The sequence below is a fragment of the Alcanivorax jadensis T9 genome (assembly GCF_000756655.1).
Lineage (GTDB): Bacteria > Pseudomonadota > Gammaproteobacteria > Pseudomonadales > Alcanivoracaceae > Alcanivorax > Alcanivorax jadensis.
On sequence record NZ_ARXU01000001.1, the window covers coordinates 457,972 to 473,414 of the forward strand.

The window sequence follows — 15,443 nt, forward strand, 5'->3', positions numbered from 1 at the left end:
AGTGCCGCAATACGCGGTCGTTAATCGCTTGAACGTTCCAGTTTGCGCACGCGGCGAGCCAGATCATCAAGATTTCGGAAGCGAGCCACATTTCTACGATAGCGACTCTGGGTATCTACGGGTAACGCTGAGCCATAAGTACCCGGCTCTTTGATTGAACTCGACACCAGTGACATAGCCAGTATCTGCACCTTGTCACAGACTTCGATGTGCCCGGCAATGCCGGCAGCCCCACCGATCAGACAGTAGGCACCGATCTTGGCAGAACCTGCAATACCAGCTTTACCCGCGATAGCCGTATGGTTCCCGATCACCACGTTGTGGGCGACCTGGATTTGATTATCCAGAATCACACCATCACCGATCACAGTATCTTCAATGGCACCCCGATCCACGGTGGTACCGGCGCCGATCTCCACATCGGCGCCGATGACAACACCACCGACCTGATGCAGCTTGGTCCAGCCGCCGCCATTGAAGGCGAAGCCAAAACCATCGCCTCCAATCACGCAATTGCCATGTATGATAGTGCGCGGGCCCAGTGTCACACCATGATAAATTGTAACATTTGGCCAGATCTTGCACTGATCCCCGATCACTGAACCGGCGCCCACCACGGAATTGGCCATGATCACGGCCCCCTCGCCTACCGTTACCCCGGCATCGACCACCGCATTGGGACCGATGGAGGCAGAATCGGCAATCCGGGCCTGGGGATCCACCACAGCAGAGGGGTGAACCCCCGGCGTTGCTACCGGTGCGGTTTCGAAAAAGGCACTGGCTTGGGCAAAAGACAGATACGGATCTTTCACGATCAGCGCAGGTACCGGGCAGAACTCCCGCTGGGACTCAGGGATTAACACCGCTGCTGCCCGCGTCTGTTCCAGAAAACTGCGATAGCGGGGATTAGCCAGAAAGGTCAGCTGGCTGTCCGTGGCAGATTGTATCGTCCCCAGACCGTCTACCGGCTGGTCGGGATCTCCGACCAGCTCGGCACCCAGTTGCCGGGCCAGTTCACCGAGAGTCAGCATTACTTCATCTTGTTCAATTGTTTGGTCACCGCTTCAGTGATATCCAGATCCGGCTTGGTGTAAATCACTGCCTGAGCGCTGACAACCAGGTCCAAGTTTTCTTTCTTGGCCACTTCGGCAACGGCGCTTTGCAGTTTAGGTTCCATTTCCTGCAGCAGTTCACGCTGGGCATCGTTAGCACGCTTTTGCAGTTTGCGCTGCAGGCTCTGGATTTCGATCATTTTCTGCTGACCTTCGGTCTGCATCTGCTCCTGTTGATCAGATGACATGGTCATGCCTTCTTTTTGCATTTTTTCCTGCATCTTGCCCACTTCTTGACGCAGGCTGTTGAGACGCTGCTCATCGGCACCCAGCTCTTTTTCCAGTGCGCTCATGCGGGATTTTACGTTGTCAGCCGCCTGAAGCGCACCGATGGGATCAATCACACCCACACGACTTTCGGCCATTGCCAGAGCCGGCAGCATTACAGCAAAAACAGCGATCCATTTTTTCATCATTATTAAGCTCCTAAAAAGTCTGTCCCAGAGAAAATTGGAAAACTTCCGTATCATCGCCAGTCTGGTCATTCAGCGCCTTGGCGAGGTTGAAACTGAGCGGGCCAATCGCTGTCAGCCAGGTCAGGCCTACCCCCACGGAAGTACGCAGGTCTGTGGCTTCGAAGTCGGCCACAATGTCACTGCGTTCGGTTTCAAACACGTTGCCCGCATCGGCGAACAGGAAGGTTCGCACGCTTCGGGATTCCGGCGCAAACGGCGTCGGGAAAATCAGTTCCAGGCTGGCTTCGGTGAGCAGGTTACCACCGATGGGATCCGGGTCCGGGTCACGGGTGCCGTTGAGGAAAAACGCCAATCCTTCAGAACGCGGGCCCAAGGAGCGGGATTCATAGCCACGCACCGAACCGATGCCGCCGGAGTAATAGTTCTCGAAGAACGGCAGTACGGCATCGTCGCCATAACCATCCCCGTAAGCCACATCTGCACGGGTGCGCAATGTCCAGCGCTGAGTGATCGGGAAATATTTCTGGCCGTTCCAGTTCAATTTATAGAAGCCATAGTCCGATCCGGGGACTGCCACTTCCAGTCCAAGACTGCTGGACCAACCGCGATCTGGCAACACACCTCTGTTCAGCGTGCTGGTCTGCAAGGAGGCATTGAACTTGTATTCATTGAACTCCCTACCTTCCTTCTCCAGGAAATTGAAAATATCCACGGCCACGAAATCACCGCTCGTAATATCGGTTTTCTCATAAGTGCCGCCGAAACTCAGCCGTGAGTATTCAGAAATCGGATAACCAAAGGTCACCGAGCCACCCAGGCGATCCGCCGCATAGGAGGCTACAGAGGTTTCATCAAAATCAATCTTGGAATAGAACAGGCTGAAACCACGGCTTACCCCGTCCAAGGTGTAGTAGGGGTTGTAGTGAGAAAAGCTGTAGGAATCCCGGATATCCGAACGGCTCAGAGCGAAAGACACCCGATTACCGGAGCCACGCCAGTTGTTCTGGGTGACATTGGCACCAAAGATAAACCCTGAGGCATCGGAAAAACCCACATTAGCGCCGATGGAACCAGAAGGCTGCTCTTCCACCTTGTATTCCACGTCTACCAGATCTTCGGAATTCGGCACACGGGGAGTGTCAGCTTCCACGACACTGAAGTAACCCAGACGCTGCAAACGCTGTCGAGACAAGTCCACCAGGGAGGTATTCGCGGGTGCCTGTTCAAACTGGCGCAGCTCGCGACGCAGCACTTCGTCATCAGTTTTAGCATTGCCGCTGAAGTTGATACGGCGCACGTATACTTTGCGCCCGGGCTCCACGTAGAACGTCACATCAACGGTGTTGTCTTCATCATTGGCGTTGTGGTCGCGGCCGTTGACCTCGGCAAAGGTATAACCTTCATTGCCAAGACGGCGCTTGAGCAGGTCATTGGTGTAGGTCACCAGCTGCTGGCTGAACACCTGCCCTTTTTTGACGATCAAGAGCGGCTCAAGCTGTTCCTCGCCCACCACAAGATCACCCGCCAGGCTCACCTCATTGACGGTGTACTGCTCACCTTCCGCCACGTTGACCGTGATAAACACACTGCGACGATCCGGAGTCACCGATACCTGGGTGGATTCGATGGAAAAATTGATGTAGCCGCGATCAAGGTAATAAGAGCGCAGCCGCTCCAGGTCGCCACTCAGTTTCTGCCGGGAATATTTGTCATCACCCTTGATGAAGGACCAGAACCCGGTGGAATTCAGCTCGAAATCCTTTAGCAACTCTTCATCATCAAACAGATCGTTGCCGACAATATTGATATCACGAATACGGGCGGCCTTACCTTCGTAGATCTCGATCTTGAGTCCTACCCGGTTGCGAGGCAACGGCACAGATTCGGTCTTGATATCGGCCCCATAACGACCCTGGCTAACGTATTGCCGCTCCAGCTCACCGGCGATCGCCTGCAATGTGGAGCGCTGGAAGACTTCACCTTCGGCAAGACCGGCTTCAGTGAGCCCCTTGCGCAGGTTTTCCTCGTCGATGGACTTGTTGCCGGATAGTTCAATGCGGGCAATGCTGGGGCGCTCAGCCACAACCACTACCAGATCATCGCCATCACGGCCCAGTTGCACATCCTCGAAGTTGCCGGTGGCAAACAGACGCTGTACCGCATCAACGATCTGATCCCGGTCCACCGTGTCACCTGCCTGAATCGGCAATTCCGCATAGACCCGCTCCACCGGCAGGCGCTGAAGCCCTTCCACACGCACATCGTGCACCTTGAACGGCACCAAGGATTCCGCGCTCGCCCAAGGTGCCAGACACAGGCAGGCTACCGCCAACAGGCCCTTCAGGGGGCGGTTTAGTTTGTCCCCAAATATCATGAAAACTGCTTCACCAAGTCGTTGTAAATGGCCAGTAGCATAAAGCTGATGACTAGCGTCAGCCCTACCCCTTGCGCGGCCATAAGAAACCGCTCCGGTAAACTGCGACCGCGAATCATTTCAATGATTCCAAAGAAAATCCAGCCGCCGTCCAGCATGGGTACCGGGAGAAGATTGATAATACCGAGAGTGATGCTCAGATAGGCCAGCAGCGCCAGAAAACTGGCGATGCCATAGGACGCGCTCTCCCCGGCCACCTGCGCAATGGTAATGGGGCCGCCCAGATTATCCAGGGACAACTTGCCCGTTACCAGTTTTACCAAGCTTGCCCAGACCACTTCGCTCTGTTCCGCAAAACGTTCGGCGGCCGCCACAATGGCACCGCCGGCTCCGAATTGCTGCTGGTAAATGCCGCCCATGGCTACGCCAATACGGCCGAAACTCTGCTCTCCTTCAGTCACTGTTTCCGGGGTGACAGCAAAACGCCGCATTGCCCCGTCTCGCAGCACAGTCAGCTCCAGAGTCTGGTTCGCAGACACCATGATGGTTTCTTGCCAGGCCTGCCAGCCGCTGACCGGCTCGCCGTCCAGTGCAATCACCTGATCACCGGCGAGCAAGCCTGCCTGATCTGCGGCGCTGCCCTCGACAACCTCGCCAATCAGCACCGCCTGACTGATACCCAGTGCATCCAGTGGCAACTTCTCCAGGTCCGCAGACCAGGGCGACGTATCCAGCTCGCGAACCGCCGTATCACCGGATGCGGTGGCTACCGTTACCGGGAGTTTTTCCTTTTCTCCCAGATGCAGAATCAATTCGTTGTAGAAAGGACGCCAGCCCTCAACAGCGGTGCCACCCGCCTCCAGAATGCGGTCTCCGTGGGCAAAGCCGGCCTGTTCCGCCACCGTCCCCGGTGCCACCGGCCCCACCACCGCCTGCATGCGACTCTGGCCGAAACCGACCATCAGCAGCCAGTAAATGAGCATGGCAAGAATGAAATTGAATACCGGGCCAGCGGCATAGGTGATCACCCGTTGCCAGGCCGGTTTGCTGGAGAACTCGCCCGGGTCACCTTCGGCAGTTTCATCTTCACGGGCATCCAGTGGCTTTACGTAGCCCCCCAGAGGGATCCCGCTGATTACCCATTCAGTCCCTTTTTTGTCAGTGAACCGGAACAGCTTGGGGCCAAAGCCCACAGAAAAAGTCAGCACGCGAACGCCAAAAGCACGCATGGCGAGAAAGTGGCCCCATTCATGGAAGGCCACAATAATGACGATGGTGACAACAAAAGCCAGAAGCGTCAGCATCCGCGTTCCTTGATCAGTTGGCAGGCCATTTCACGGGCCTGGCGGTCGATTTCCATCACAGCATCCACATCCATACAGGCGGGTGAGGCCTGCTTTTCCAATGTCAGTTCCACGACCGCCGGAATGCCCATAAAGTCCAGCTTGCCAGCCAGGAAGGCGGCAACCGCCTCTTCATTGGCGGCATTCAAGACCGCCGTGGCAGTGCCTCCGGCGCGCATGGCATTCCTCGCCAGCCCCAGACAGGGAAAACGCTGCAGATCCGGCGCCTCGAAGTTCAGTCCTATCAGGGCGGAAAAATCCAGGCGCTGGGCACCGGATTCCACCCGCTCCGGCCACGACAAGCCGCAGGCAATCGGCGTTCTCATATCCGGTGTACCCAGTTGCGCCAGTACCGAGCCGTCCCGGTAGGCCACCATGGAATGCACCACACTCTGCGGGTGCACCACCACATCAATCATGTCCGGGGACACATCGAACAACCAGCAGGCTTCGATGAATTCCAGGCCCTTGTTCATCAGGGTGGCGGAATCCACCGATATCTTCGGGCCCATGTCCCAGTTTGGATGTTTCACCGCCTGCGCCGGCGTCACCGCCGCAAGATCGGCGGTACTGAATTCACGGAACGGGCCGCCGGAAGCCGTGAGCAAGAGGCGCTCCACGCCGGCATTGACTCCCTCATCCGGCAAGCACTGGAAGATGGCGTTGTGTTCGGAATCCAGTGGCAGCAGCGTGGCACCGTGACGCTTTACCGCATCCATAAACAAGGAACCCGTGACCACCAGGGCTTCCTTGTTGGCCAACAGCACTCGCTTGCCGGCTTCCACCGCCGCCAGTGTAGGCCTGACACCAGCCGCACCGACGATGGCCGCAACCACCGTATCCGCATCCGGATGAGCCGCCAAATCCGCCAGGGCCTTGGGCCCGGATAATACCTCAACTTGAGACCCGGCCTCAGCCAGATGGTTCCTGAGTGCCGCCGCCGCCGCCGGGTCGGACATGGCGACAAAACGGGGCCGGACTGTCTGGCACAGCTCCGCCATCAGCTGCCAGCGGGAACTGGCCGTGAGGGCAAACACCTCATAGCGTTCCGGATGCCGGCGCACCACATCCAGGGTCTGCTGGCCGATACTGCCAGTGGCACCCAGGATAGTCAGACGCTGTCTGGCAGGAGGTGTCACAGACTGCCTCCCGGCAGGGAAAACCAGTTGAAGCCGGCCAGAGCGATGGGTAGGGCCGCAGTCACACTGTCGATGCGATCCAGCATGCCGCCATGGCCGGGCAGGATGGTGCCACTGTCCTTGAAGCCACGCTCACGCTTGACCATGCTCTCGAACAGGTCACCCAAAGCGGAAGCCAGTACCGTCAACAGCGCCACAATCATCAGTGGCAGCAACTTGGCATCGAGAAGACCGGCTGCATAGACGCCAGCCACCACTGCCAGCGCCAGGGCCACACCACCGGCGAGCCCTTCAATGGTCTTGCCGGGGCTGACCAGCGGCGCCAGCTTGTGTTTACCGAAGGCTCGGCCGGCAAAATAGGCGCCAGTATCTGCTGCCCACACCCAGAGCAGGATGAACATCAATGCCCAGGGGCCCGCCAGACCCAGCGCGCCGTCGTCCTGGAGTTGTACGATTGCTGCCCAGGAAGGCACCAGCAACAGCAACCCGACCACTGCCATAAGGGCCGGGCGGTACCAGACACGGGCATTGCCCGGATAACCGATAACCAGAATCAGTGCCAGCAACCACCAAACAGGAATAGCATTGAGCAACCAGGCAGGGCGATAGATCTCTGCCAGGGCCATCACCACACCAAGACCGATGACCCAACCGCTGCGAACCGCGGCTGACACCTTGCCCATCATGGCCGCCCATTCCCAGCCTGCCGTCAGGAAGAACGCACCTGCCACCAGGGCAAACGGTAAACGATCCAGTCCGAAGACGGCGCCCAACACAATGGGCAGCAGGATCAGCGCAGTAATCACGCGCAGTTTCAGCATTCTTATTCTCCTTTCAATCCGGCCACTTCTTCACCTGAGCGTCCAAAACGACGCTGGCGGCCGGCATAATCCTGCAAGGCGGCAGCAAAGGCGTCCGCATCAAAATCAGGCCATAACAGCGGGGAAAAAAACAGTTCGCTGTAGGCCAGTTGCCACAGCAGAAAATTGCTGATGCGCTGGTCACCGCCAGTGCGGATCAGCAGGTCGGGCAGAGGCAAATCGGCCATGGCCACATGCTGCCCAAGGACTTCGGCCGTAATTTGATCGGGCGTGATGCCACCCTGCTCCACCTGAATAGCCAGCTGACGGGCTGCCTGGGCAATATCCCACTGACCGCCGTAGTTCACTGCGATGACCACCGTCATGCGAGGATTATCGCCGGTCAGCGCCTCGGCGTCGGCCATGCCTTTCTGCAGGTCCTCGGCAAAGGCACTACGATCACCGATAAAACGGATACGCACACCATGGCCATGCAGCTCTTCCACACGACCGCCAAGGGCCTTGAGGAACAACGCCATCAGGTGATCCACTTCCCCTTGTGGGCGACGCCAATTCTCCGAGCTGAAGGCAAACAGGGTCAGCGCTTCGATACCCCGCTCTGCCGCACTGCGGATAATAGTCTGCACCGTGGTTTCACCGGCACGATGCCCTTCTTCGCCGGGCAGACCCTGTTTGCGGGCCCAGCGGTTATTACCGTCCATGATAATGGCTACGTGCCGGGGCAGTTCGCCTTGATGGGAATCGATGTCCGGGGCACTGGAGTGGATGTTTTCGCTGGCCATACTGCATCCGCCAATAACAAAAAAGCGGGCTGACGTGCACCTGAATCCGTGGTTTCAGCGTGGACGCATGGCGCAAGAATTTGTTGCCACAGGGGATTTTCCGAAGAAGTATCGTATCAGGGAATACGATCGACTGAGGACAAATTTTCTGTGGCGACAAAGGCTTACGTCAAGCGCCGCGATGAAGTCAGGGATTCAGGTCACAGCCCGCATCCGTGAATGATGACCGGTTGTGCTAAACGGTCATCAACTCCTCTTCCTTCTCTTTCAAGACCCGATCCACTTCCACCACCATCTTGTCGGTAAGCTGCTGGACAAGCTCTTCCCCGCGGCGCTCCTCGTCCTCGGAAATTTCCTTTTCCTTGAGCAGTTCCTTCAAGTCACTGTTGGCATCACGGCGAACGCTGCGCACGGAAACCCGTGCCTGCTCGGCTTCAGCTCGAACCACCTTGACCAGGTCCCGGCGGGTTTCCTCGGTCAACGGCGGCAGCGGTAGCCGGATCAGGCTACCGGAAGTAGACGGGTTCAGACCCAGGTCAGAGGTCATGATGGCCCGCTCTATCTGCGGAATCAGACTCTTGTCGAAGGGAGAGATGGTCAGGGTGCGCCCCTCTTCCACGGAGATATTGCCAAGCTGCTGCAGCGGCGTCTCCGCGCCATAGTAATCCACCGTGATATTGTCCAGCAGGCTGGGGTGGGCACGACCGGTACGCACACGCTTCAGCGCGGTATCCAGCGCAGCCAGACTCTTTTTCATGCGGGATTCTGCATCTTTGCGAATATCGTCAATCACCGTAATTCCTCGCCTTTCTTTTCAGCAGAGTCTGGAAAGCCTCGAGACGCCAACCAGACCCTTGTTATGCAACGTCCGCAGCGCGGACAACAAAAACTTCCAACAGCGGCCAGCCGGAGATTACCCGGCTTCCACCAGGGTCCCTTCGCTGCCACCCAGCATCAGGTTCAGCAGCGCACCCTTCTTGTTCATATCAAAGACACGCAGAGGCATGGAGTGATCGCGGCACAGACAGATAGCCGTCAGATCCATGACTCCAAGCTTTTTATCCAGCACCTCGTCATAGGTCAAGGTGTCATATTTGATGGCCGCCGGGTTTTTCTGCGGATCATCACTATAGACTCCATCCACCTTGGTGGCCTTGAGAACCACATCGGCACTGATCTCAATACCGCGCAGACACGCCGCGGAATCGGTAGTAAAGAAGGGGTTGCCGGTACCGGCACAGAAGATCACCACTTCACCATTCTTGAGATGGCGATTGGCATTACGATGGTCATAATGCTCCACCACCCCGCTCATGGGGATCGCCGACATCAGGCGAGTGCGGATATTGGACCGCTCCAGTGCATCACGCAGCGCCAGGCCGTTCATCACGGTCGCCAGCATGCCCATATGGTCGCCTGCCACCCGGTCAAGACCCGCGCTTTGCAATGCCGCACCGCGGAACAGATTACCACCACCTACTACCAAGCCCACCTGGACCCCGATACCGACGAGCTGACCGATTTCCAGGGAAATCGCATCCAGCACTTTGGGATCAATCCCGAAGCCCTCTTCACCCGCCAGCGCTTCACCGCTCAGCTTGAGCAGAATCCGGTTATAGCGCGGCGAGCGCTCCTTGTTCGTCGGCATGTCTTGTTCTCCACCACTCATAAGAAAGCGCCACCCATGAATACCCGCTTTTACACTGTTACCGGGCTGGCAGCAGCTGCCAGCCCGGCCTTTACGCTGCACTCATCTCGCGTCGGTATATGGCCTGCTAGCACAGTACCGCCCCGCACGATGGTTGCAAGCGCTTTTCCCTGAATCGCCCGTAACAGCCGGTCAACAGGCGAAAAAAACGCCCTGCTGATCTCGCCAGCAAGGCGTTCTTTGGTCATCGATCAGTGCTCAACCTCAGCCCTTGGCCGCAGCCTGAACCTCGGCAGCAAAATCGACTTCTTCTTTCTCAATACCTTCGCCCACAACCAGACGCTCGAAAGCGACGATCTCGGCGCCAGCACCCTTCACCAGGGCACCTACAGAGGTATTGGGATCTTTCACGAACGGCTGATCCAACAAGCTAACCTCTTTCAGGTACTTGTTGATCCGGCCGCCGAGCATCTTCTCGACGATCTCAGCCGGCTTGCCTTCCATATCAGGCTGGGCACGGATGATCTCTTTCTCTTTTTCCAGCACTTCCGCCGGAACCTGATCACCGCTGATCACCATCGGGTTAACCGCAGCCACATGCATGGCCACATCTTTACCCAGCTCGGCATCGCCACCCTTCAGGGCTACCAGCACACCGATACGGCCGCCATGGACGTAAGCACCAATGGCACCTTCCGCTTCCAGCTTGGCAGCACGACGGATCTGGATGTTCTCACCGATTTTCTGAACCAGCGCCTGACGGGCTTCTTCAACGGTGGAGCCATCTTCCAGCTTCAACTCGCCAATTTTGGCGGCGTCGGTTTCGCCAGCAGCCAGTGCTGCGCCAGCGACTTTGTCGCAGAAACCCAGGAAATTGTCATCGCGAGCAACGAAATCGGTTTCCGAGTTGATTTCCACCATTACAGCCAGGGTGTTGGCGTCGTTGGTCGCAACCACGACACCGCCTTCCGCAGCGGTACGGCCGGCTTTCTTGGCCGCTTTGGCCTGGCCAGACTTACGCATATCATCAATGGCTTTTTCGATATCGCCATCCGCTTCCACCAGCGCCTTCTTGCACTCCATCATGCCAAGACCGGTGCGCTCACGAAGCTCCTTAACCATTGCAGCAGTTACAGCAGCCATGATTATCCTCTCAATTTGGTAAGTTTCGGTAATACAGGCAGGCCGCAGGGGCCTGCCTCGACGGATCAACCTTCGGCTTTCTCGCCTTGGGCCTCGTCGGCTACCTCGACGAATTCGCTTTCACCACCGGTCTGGTTCTGGGCGTACTGCTTGCCTTCCAGGATGGTGTCGGCGGCCGCTGTCACGTACAGCTGAATAGCACGGATAGCGTCGTCGTTACCCGGGATCACGTAATCCACGCCATCGGGGTTAGAGTTGGTGTCCACTACCGCTACAACCGGAATACCCAGCTTGCGGGCTTCCTGCAGGGCAATGTCTTCGTGATCCACGTCGATCACGAACAGGGCATCGGGCAGACCGCCCATGTCCTTGATACCGCCGATGGAACGCTCAAGCTTGTCCATCTCACGCTTGCGCATCAGGGCTTCTTTCTTGGTCAGCTTGTCAAAGGTGCCGTCCTGGAACTGGGCTTCCAGCTCGCGATACCGCTTGATGGACTGACGGATGGTTTTCCAGTTGGTGAGCATGCCGCCCAACCAACGGTGATCAACGTAGGGCATACCGCAACGCTGAGCTTCTTCGCTCACTGCTTTCTGCGCTGCACGCTTGGTACCAACAAACAGGATCTTGTTGTTGCTGGCAGCCAGCTTGTTCAGAAACGCCATGGCGTCATTGAACAGGGGCAGGGTCTGTTCCAGGTTGATGATGTGAATCTTGTTACGGGCGCCAAAGATGTAAGCGTTCATCTTCGGGTTCCAGTAACGGGTCTGGTGGCCGAAGTGCACACCGGCCTTCAGCATATCGCGCATAGTTACGCTGGACATTGTTAATACTCCACTTTGGGTTAGGCCTCCACGCCCCCGCATAAACCCAACCAGCACCCTGTAAACAGGAATACCAGCACCCGGAGCTATGTGACGGGGCATGTGTGATTTCCTTCCCCACCCAACGGCGGTTACAATGCGGCACTTGTTGCCACATGGCCGTCGGTGAGCGGGAAAGCGCGCGCTTTATACCACAGATGCCCTTTGCGAGCAACGCCAAAGGCGCATTGCCGGCACAGAGAGCGCCGTCTCACACCCGCTCAACCCACTGAAATAGCTGGAGTTTCCTCAAGTCTCATGAATGTTGTCATCAAAACCCCCGAACAGATCGCCAAAATGCGCGAAGCCGGCAAACTGGCCGCCGAAGTCCTGGAAATGATCGGCGAGCACGTCAAGGCAGGGGTCACCACCGAGGAACTGGACCGCATCTGCCACGATCATATCGTCAACAAACAGCATGCCATCCCCGCCTGTCTGGGTTATGGCGGCGCGCCGGGTCGCATTCCATTCCCGAAATCCGTCTGTACTTCGGTGAACCACGTGGTCTGCCACGGCATTCCCAATGACCGTAAAGCGCTTAAGAACGGCGACATCGTCAATATCGACGTCACCGTGATCAAGGATGGCTGGCACGGCGATACCTCCAAGATGTTTTATGTAGGAGAGCCCTCGGTACTGGCCCGCCGGCTAGTAGAAATCACCCGCGAGTGCATGATGGCCGGCATCAGAATGGTCAAACCCGGAGTCCGCCTGGGTGATATCGGCAACCGTATCCAGAAAATGGCCGAGGGAGAACGCTTCTCAGTGGTCCGCGAATATTGCGGCCATGGCATCGGTGAAGGGTTTCATGAAGAGCCCCAGGTGGTGCATTACGGCAAGCCTGGCACGGGTCTTGAATTACAGGAAGGCATGGTGTTCACCATCGAACCCATGATCAATGCCGGCAAGGCGGCAAACAAGCTGCTGCCGGACAACTGGACCGTGGTCACCAAGGATCGCAAATTGTCTGCTCAGTGGGAGCACACCATCGCTGTAACCGCCGATGGTTACGAAGTTCTCACCGCCCGAGGCGAAGAGACCGATTTGTACTGACACGGGCCGCCAACCGGTTTCCTGCCAGTAACCGTTACGGTTGCTGGCCTGCCCGCAACCCCACCACAGGACATTCATGACCTTCTCCCCTGCCCTGCCCCAGGAACAACTGTTTGAGGCCCTCCAGGAAAGCGCCCAACCGGGCCAGTATGCCCGCCAGTATCTGGAGCAGGGTCAGGAGCGCCTGAACCAGGCCTTTGCCTCCACCGACATTACCGAGCTGGTCCGCGACCGGGCTGATCTGGTAGACCAGGTGATGATTGCCGCCTGGTCCCTGTTTGGACTCGCCGAACGCGATGGCGTGGCACTGGTAGCCGTGGGCGGCTATGGCCGGGCCGAGCTTCACCCCTGTTCTGATGTGGACGTGCTGGTACTGATGGCCGACAGCCCGGATCAGACCCTGCGCGACTGCCTGGAGCGTTTCGTCGCCTTCCTCTGGGATATGGGCCTGGAAATCGGCCATGCAGTGCGCACTCTGGATGAATGCGTGGAGCTGGCCCGCGAAGACATCACCGTTGCCACCAACATCATGGAAGCGCGCACCCTGGGCGGGAGCGATACCCTTCGCTTGCAACTGGAAGAGCGTACCGGCCCCGAGCACATGTGGGATTCCGCTGCCTTCTTCGCCGCCAAATGGCAGGAACAGGTGGCCCGCCACAAGCGCTTCAATGACACCGAATACAACCTGGAACCGGATCTGAAGAATGCGCCGGGCGGCCTGCGCGACGTGCAAATGATCGCCTGGGTAGCCAAACGCCACTTCAATGCCGACAGCCTGGAAGCCCTGGTGGATGTGGGCTTTCTGACCGCCGAAGAATACGGCGTGCTGCGCAAATGCCTGGATTATCTCTGGGAAGTGCGCTGGCAATTGCACGTACATACCGAGCGCAACGAAAACCGGCTGCTATTCGATCATCAGCGCCAGCTCGCCACCCGTCTGGGCCACGAGGATTCCAGCGCCAATCTGGCGGTGGAACATTTCATGAAAGGCTTCTATCGGGTAGCGCTGGCCCTGTCGGTACTCAATGAGATGCTGCTGCAACTGTTCGACGAGGTAATCCTGCACAACGAGAAGCCGGATCAGGTGCGCCCCCTCAATCGCCGCTTCCAGGTACGCAACGACTACCTGGAAGTGACCAGTCCGCAAGTCTTCGAAAAACACCCCAGCGCCCTGCTGGAAGCCTTTGTACTGATGGCCCAGAACCCCCAGCTTAAAGGGATTCGTGCTTCTACGGTGCGAGCCCTTATCTACAATCGAAGGCAGATCAACGAGGCGTTCCGCAACGACCCGGAAAACACCGGCCTGTTCATGCAGTTGCTGCGCAGCCCCCACGCCCTTTTTTCGCAGCTGCGACGCATGAAGCGCTACGGTATTCTCGGCAAATACCTGCCGGAGTTCGGCGGCATCATCGGCATGATGCAGTACGACCTGTTCCACATCTACACTGTGGATGCTCATACCCTGCTGGTAATCAAGAACATGCGCCGGCTGCGCTATGAAGATCTGCGCGAGGAATTCCCGCTGGCCAGCGAGGTATTTTACCGCCTGCCCAAGCCGGAACTGCTCTACGCCGCCGGCCTTTACCACGATATCGCCAAGGGCCGTGGCGGCGACCATTCCGAACTGGGCGCCGAAGACGCCATTGCCTTCTGCCAGCGCCACGGACTTACCGCCTGGGATGGCAAGCTGGTGGCCTGGCTGGTGAGAAGTCATCTGACCATGAGCGTGACCGCCCAGCGCAAGGACATCTCCGACCCGGACGTGGTCTACGAATTTGCCCGCAAGGTGGGCGACCTGGTGCACCTTGATTATCTCTACGTGCTGACCGTGGCCGACATCAACGCCACCAACCCCACCCTGTGGAACTCCTGGCGCGCCTCCCTGCTGCGTCAGCTATATACCGAGACCAAGCGTGCCCTGCGGCGGGGCCTCAACAACCCGGTGGAAAAACAGGACTGGATCGACGAAACCCGCGATGCAGCAATGAAAATGCTCACCGAGCGTGACCACGATCCCAAAGCGATCGAATCCCTGTGGGCGAACATCGGCGACGAATACTTCCTGCGCGAAACCCCCCGGGATATTTCCTGGCATACCGAAGCTCTGCTGGACCGGGATGATCCGGAAGACCCCCTGGTGCTGATCCGCGAATCCAGCCAGAGCGTGCTGGCCGGCGGCTCGCAGATCTTTATCTACACCCCGGACACCCGCAACCTGTTCAGCGCCACGGTGAACGCCCTGGACACCCTGGGCCTGACCATCATGGACGCGCGCATCATTACCAGTGCCGACGGCTTCAGCCTGGATACCTATATCGTTCTTGACGAGAACGGCACCCCCATTGGCGAGGACTGGCCGCGCATTGAACAGATTCGCAAAATGCTCACCGAGACCCTGAAGCATCCAGAACGCTTCTCCTCCACGGTGAGCCGACGCATGCCTCGTCGACACAAACATTTCGATGTACCTACCCAGGTACTGATCAGCAACGATATCGTCAACGACCGCACCGCCGTGGATATCCAGACCCTGGATCGCCCCGGCCTGCTCGCCCATATCGGCCGCATCTTCATGCGCTTCGAGTTGCTGGTGCAGAATGCCCGCATTGCCACCCTCGGCGAGCGCGTGGAAGACGTCTTTTTTATTACCGATCTCGATGGTGATCCGGTTTCCGACCCGGCCCTGTGTCAGGAGCTGCAGGAAACCCTCATCAAAGAACTCGACGACAAGAACAACGGAAACTCCTGA

General features: G+C 57.8%; 13 protein-coding genes. 2 read left to right on the forward strand and 11 right to left on the reverse strand.

What is annotated here, in order from left to right:
- Nucleotides 1–20: 20 nt before the first annotated feature.
- The 11 genes from lpxD to rpsB form a co-directional block, all read right to left on the reverse strand.
- Nucleotides 21–1,031, reverse strand: coding sequence for a UDP-3-O-(3-hydroxymyristoyl)glucosamine N-acyltransferase (gene lpxD, locus T9A_RS02120; RefSeq protein ID WP_035244648.1), 1,011 nt, complete (start codon nucleotides 1,029–1,031; stop codon nucleotides 21–23).
- Nucleotides 1,031–1,528, reverse strand: a complete 498-nt coding sequence (locus tag T9A_RS02125) for an OmpH/Skp family outer membrane protein (protein ID WP_035244650.1) — start codon at nucleotides 1,526–1,528, stop codon at nucleotides 1,031–1,033. Before T9A_RS02125 ends, lpxD begins: the two co-directional genes overlap by 1 nt.
- A gap of 10 nt (nucleotides 1,529–1,538) precedes the next feature.
- Nucleotides 1,539–3,902: an outer membrane protein assembly factor BamA gene (gene bamA / locus T9A_RS02130; RefSeq protein ID WP_198030600.1), complete on the reverse strand. Its 2,364-nt coding sequence runs from the start codon at nucleotides 3,900–3,902 to the stop codon at nucleotides 1,539–1,541.
- A complete protein-coding gene (gene rseP, locus T9A_RS02135) occupies nucleotides 3,899–5,206 on the reverse strand; it encodes an RIP metalloprotease RseP (protein ID WP_035244652.1) in 1,308 nt (435 codons plus the stop codon). The genes bamA and rseP overlap by 4 nt, the downstream gene beginning before the upstream one ends.
- Nucleotides 5,200–6,384: a 1-deoxy-D-xylulose-5-phosphate reductoisomerase gene (ispC, locus tag T9A_RS02140; RefSeq protein WP_035244654.1), complete on the reverse strand. Its 1,185-nt coding sequence runs from the start codon at nucleotides 6,382–6,384 to the stop codon at nucleotides 5,200–5,202. The genes rseP and ispC overlap by 7 nt, the downstream gene beginning before the upstream one ends.
- Nucleotides 6,381–7,205 (reverse strand): phosphatidate cytidylyltransferase, encoded by an 825-nt coding sequence (locus T9A_RS02145; RefSeq protein WP_035244656.1) that lies wholly within the window; start codon nucleotides 7,203–7,205, stop codon nucleotides 6,381–6,383. Before T9A_RS02145 ends, ispC begins: the two co-directional genes overlap by 4 nt.
- A gap of 2 nt (nucleotides 7,206–7,207) precedes the next feature.
- The gene (gene uppS, locus T9A_RS02150; RefSeq protein WP_035244658.1) at nucleotides 7,208–7,987 is read right to left on the reverse strand and encodes a polyprenyl diphosphate synthase; all 780 of its coding nucleotides are present in this window, start codon (nucleotides 7,985–7,987) and stop codon (nucleotides 7,208–7,210) included.
- Nucleotides 7,988–8,222: 235 nt separating this feature from the next.
- A complete protein-coding gene (gene frr, locus T9A_RS02155) occupies nucleotides 8,223–8,780 on the reverse strand; it encodes a ribosome recycling factor (RefSeq protein WP_035244660.1) in 558 nt (185 codons plus the stop codon).
- Nucleotides 8,781–8,900: 120 nt separating this feature from the next.
- A complete protein-coding gene (gene pyrH, locus T9A_RS02160) occupies nucleotides 8,901–9,635 on the reverse strand; it encodes a UMP kinase (protein WP_035244662.1) in 735 nt (244 codons plus the stop codon).
- A gap of 264 nt (nucleotides 9,636–9,899) precedes the next feature.
- The gene (gene tsf, locus T9A_RS02165; RefSeq protein ID WP_035244664.1) at nucleotides 9,900–10,778 is read right to left on the reverse strand and encodes a translation elongation factor Ts; all 879 of its coding nucleotides are present in this window, start codon (nucleotides 10,776–10,778) and stop codon (nucleotides 9,900–9,902) included.
- 65 nt (nucleotides 10,779–10,843) lie between these two features.
- Nucleotides 10,844–11,602: a 30S ribosomal protein S2 gene (gene rpsB / locus T9A_RS02170; RefSeq protein WP_035244666.1), complete on the reverse strand. Its 759-nt coding sequence runs from the start codon at nucleotides 11,600–11,602 to the stop codon at nucleotides 10,844–10,846.
- Nucleotides 11,603–11,899: 297 nt separating this feature from the next.
- Here rpsB and map point away from each other — a divergent pair, with 297 nt between their 5' ends.
- Together map and T9A_RS02180 are read left to right on the forward strand one after the other, a co-directional pair.
- On the forward strand, nucleotides 11,900–12,694 hold the full coding sequence (map, locus tag T9A_RS02175; protein WP_035244668.1) for a type I methionyl aminopeptidase: 795 nt from the start codon (nucleotides 11,900–11,902) through the stop codon (nucleotides 12,692–12,694).
- Nucleotides 12,695–12,770: 76 nt separating this feature from the next.
- Nucleotides 12,771–15,443, forward strand: a complete 2,673-nt coding sequence (locus T9A_RS02180) for a [protein-PII] uridylyltransferase (protein ID WP_035244669.1) — start codon at nucleotides 12,771–12,773, stop codon at nucleotides 15,441–15,443.

Coding starts and splice junctions, on each gene's coding strand:
- lpxD (WP_035244648.1), bottom strand. CDS start 1,031: ATGCTGACTCTCGGTGAACTGGCCCGGCAACTGGGTGCCGAGCTGGTC.
- T9A_RS02125 (WP_035244650.1), bottom strand. CDS start 1,528: ATGATGAAAAAATGGATCGCTGTTTTTGCTGTAATGCTGCCGGCTCTG.
- bamA (WP_198030600.1), bottom strand. CDS start 3,902: ATGATATTTGGGGACAAACTAAACCGCCCCCTGAAGGGCCTGTTGGCG.
- rseP (WP_035244652.1), bottom strand. CDS start 5,206: ATGCTGACGCTTCTGGCTTTTGTTGTCACCATCGTCATTATTGTGGCC.
- T9A_RS02145 (WP_035244656.1), bottom strand. CDS start 7,205: ATGCTGAAACTGCGCGTGATTACTGCGCTGATCCTGCTGCCCATTGTG.
- uppS (WP_035244658.1), bottom strand. CDS start 7,987: ATGGCCAGCGAAAACATCCACTCCAGTGCCCCGGACATCGATTCCCAT.
- pyrH (WP_035244662.1), bottom strand. CDS start 9,635: ATGCCGACGAACAAGGAGCGCTCGCCGCGCTATAACCGGATTCTGCTC.
- tsf (WP_035244664.1), bottom strand. CDS start 10,778: ATGGCTGCTGTAACTGCTGCAATGGTTAAGGAGCTTCGTGAGCGCACC.
- rpsB (WP_035244666.1), bottom strand. CDS start 11,602: ATGTCCAGCGTAACTATGCGCGATATGCTGAAGGCCGGTGTGCACTTC.
- map (WP_035244668.1), top strand. CDS start 11,900: ATGAATGTTGTCATCAAAACCCCCGAACAGATCGCCAAAATGCGCGAA.
- T9A_RS02180 (WP_035244669.1), top strand. CDS start 12,771: ATGACCTTCTCCCCTGCCCTGCCCCAGGAACAACTGTTTGAGGCCCTC.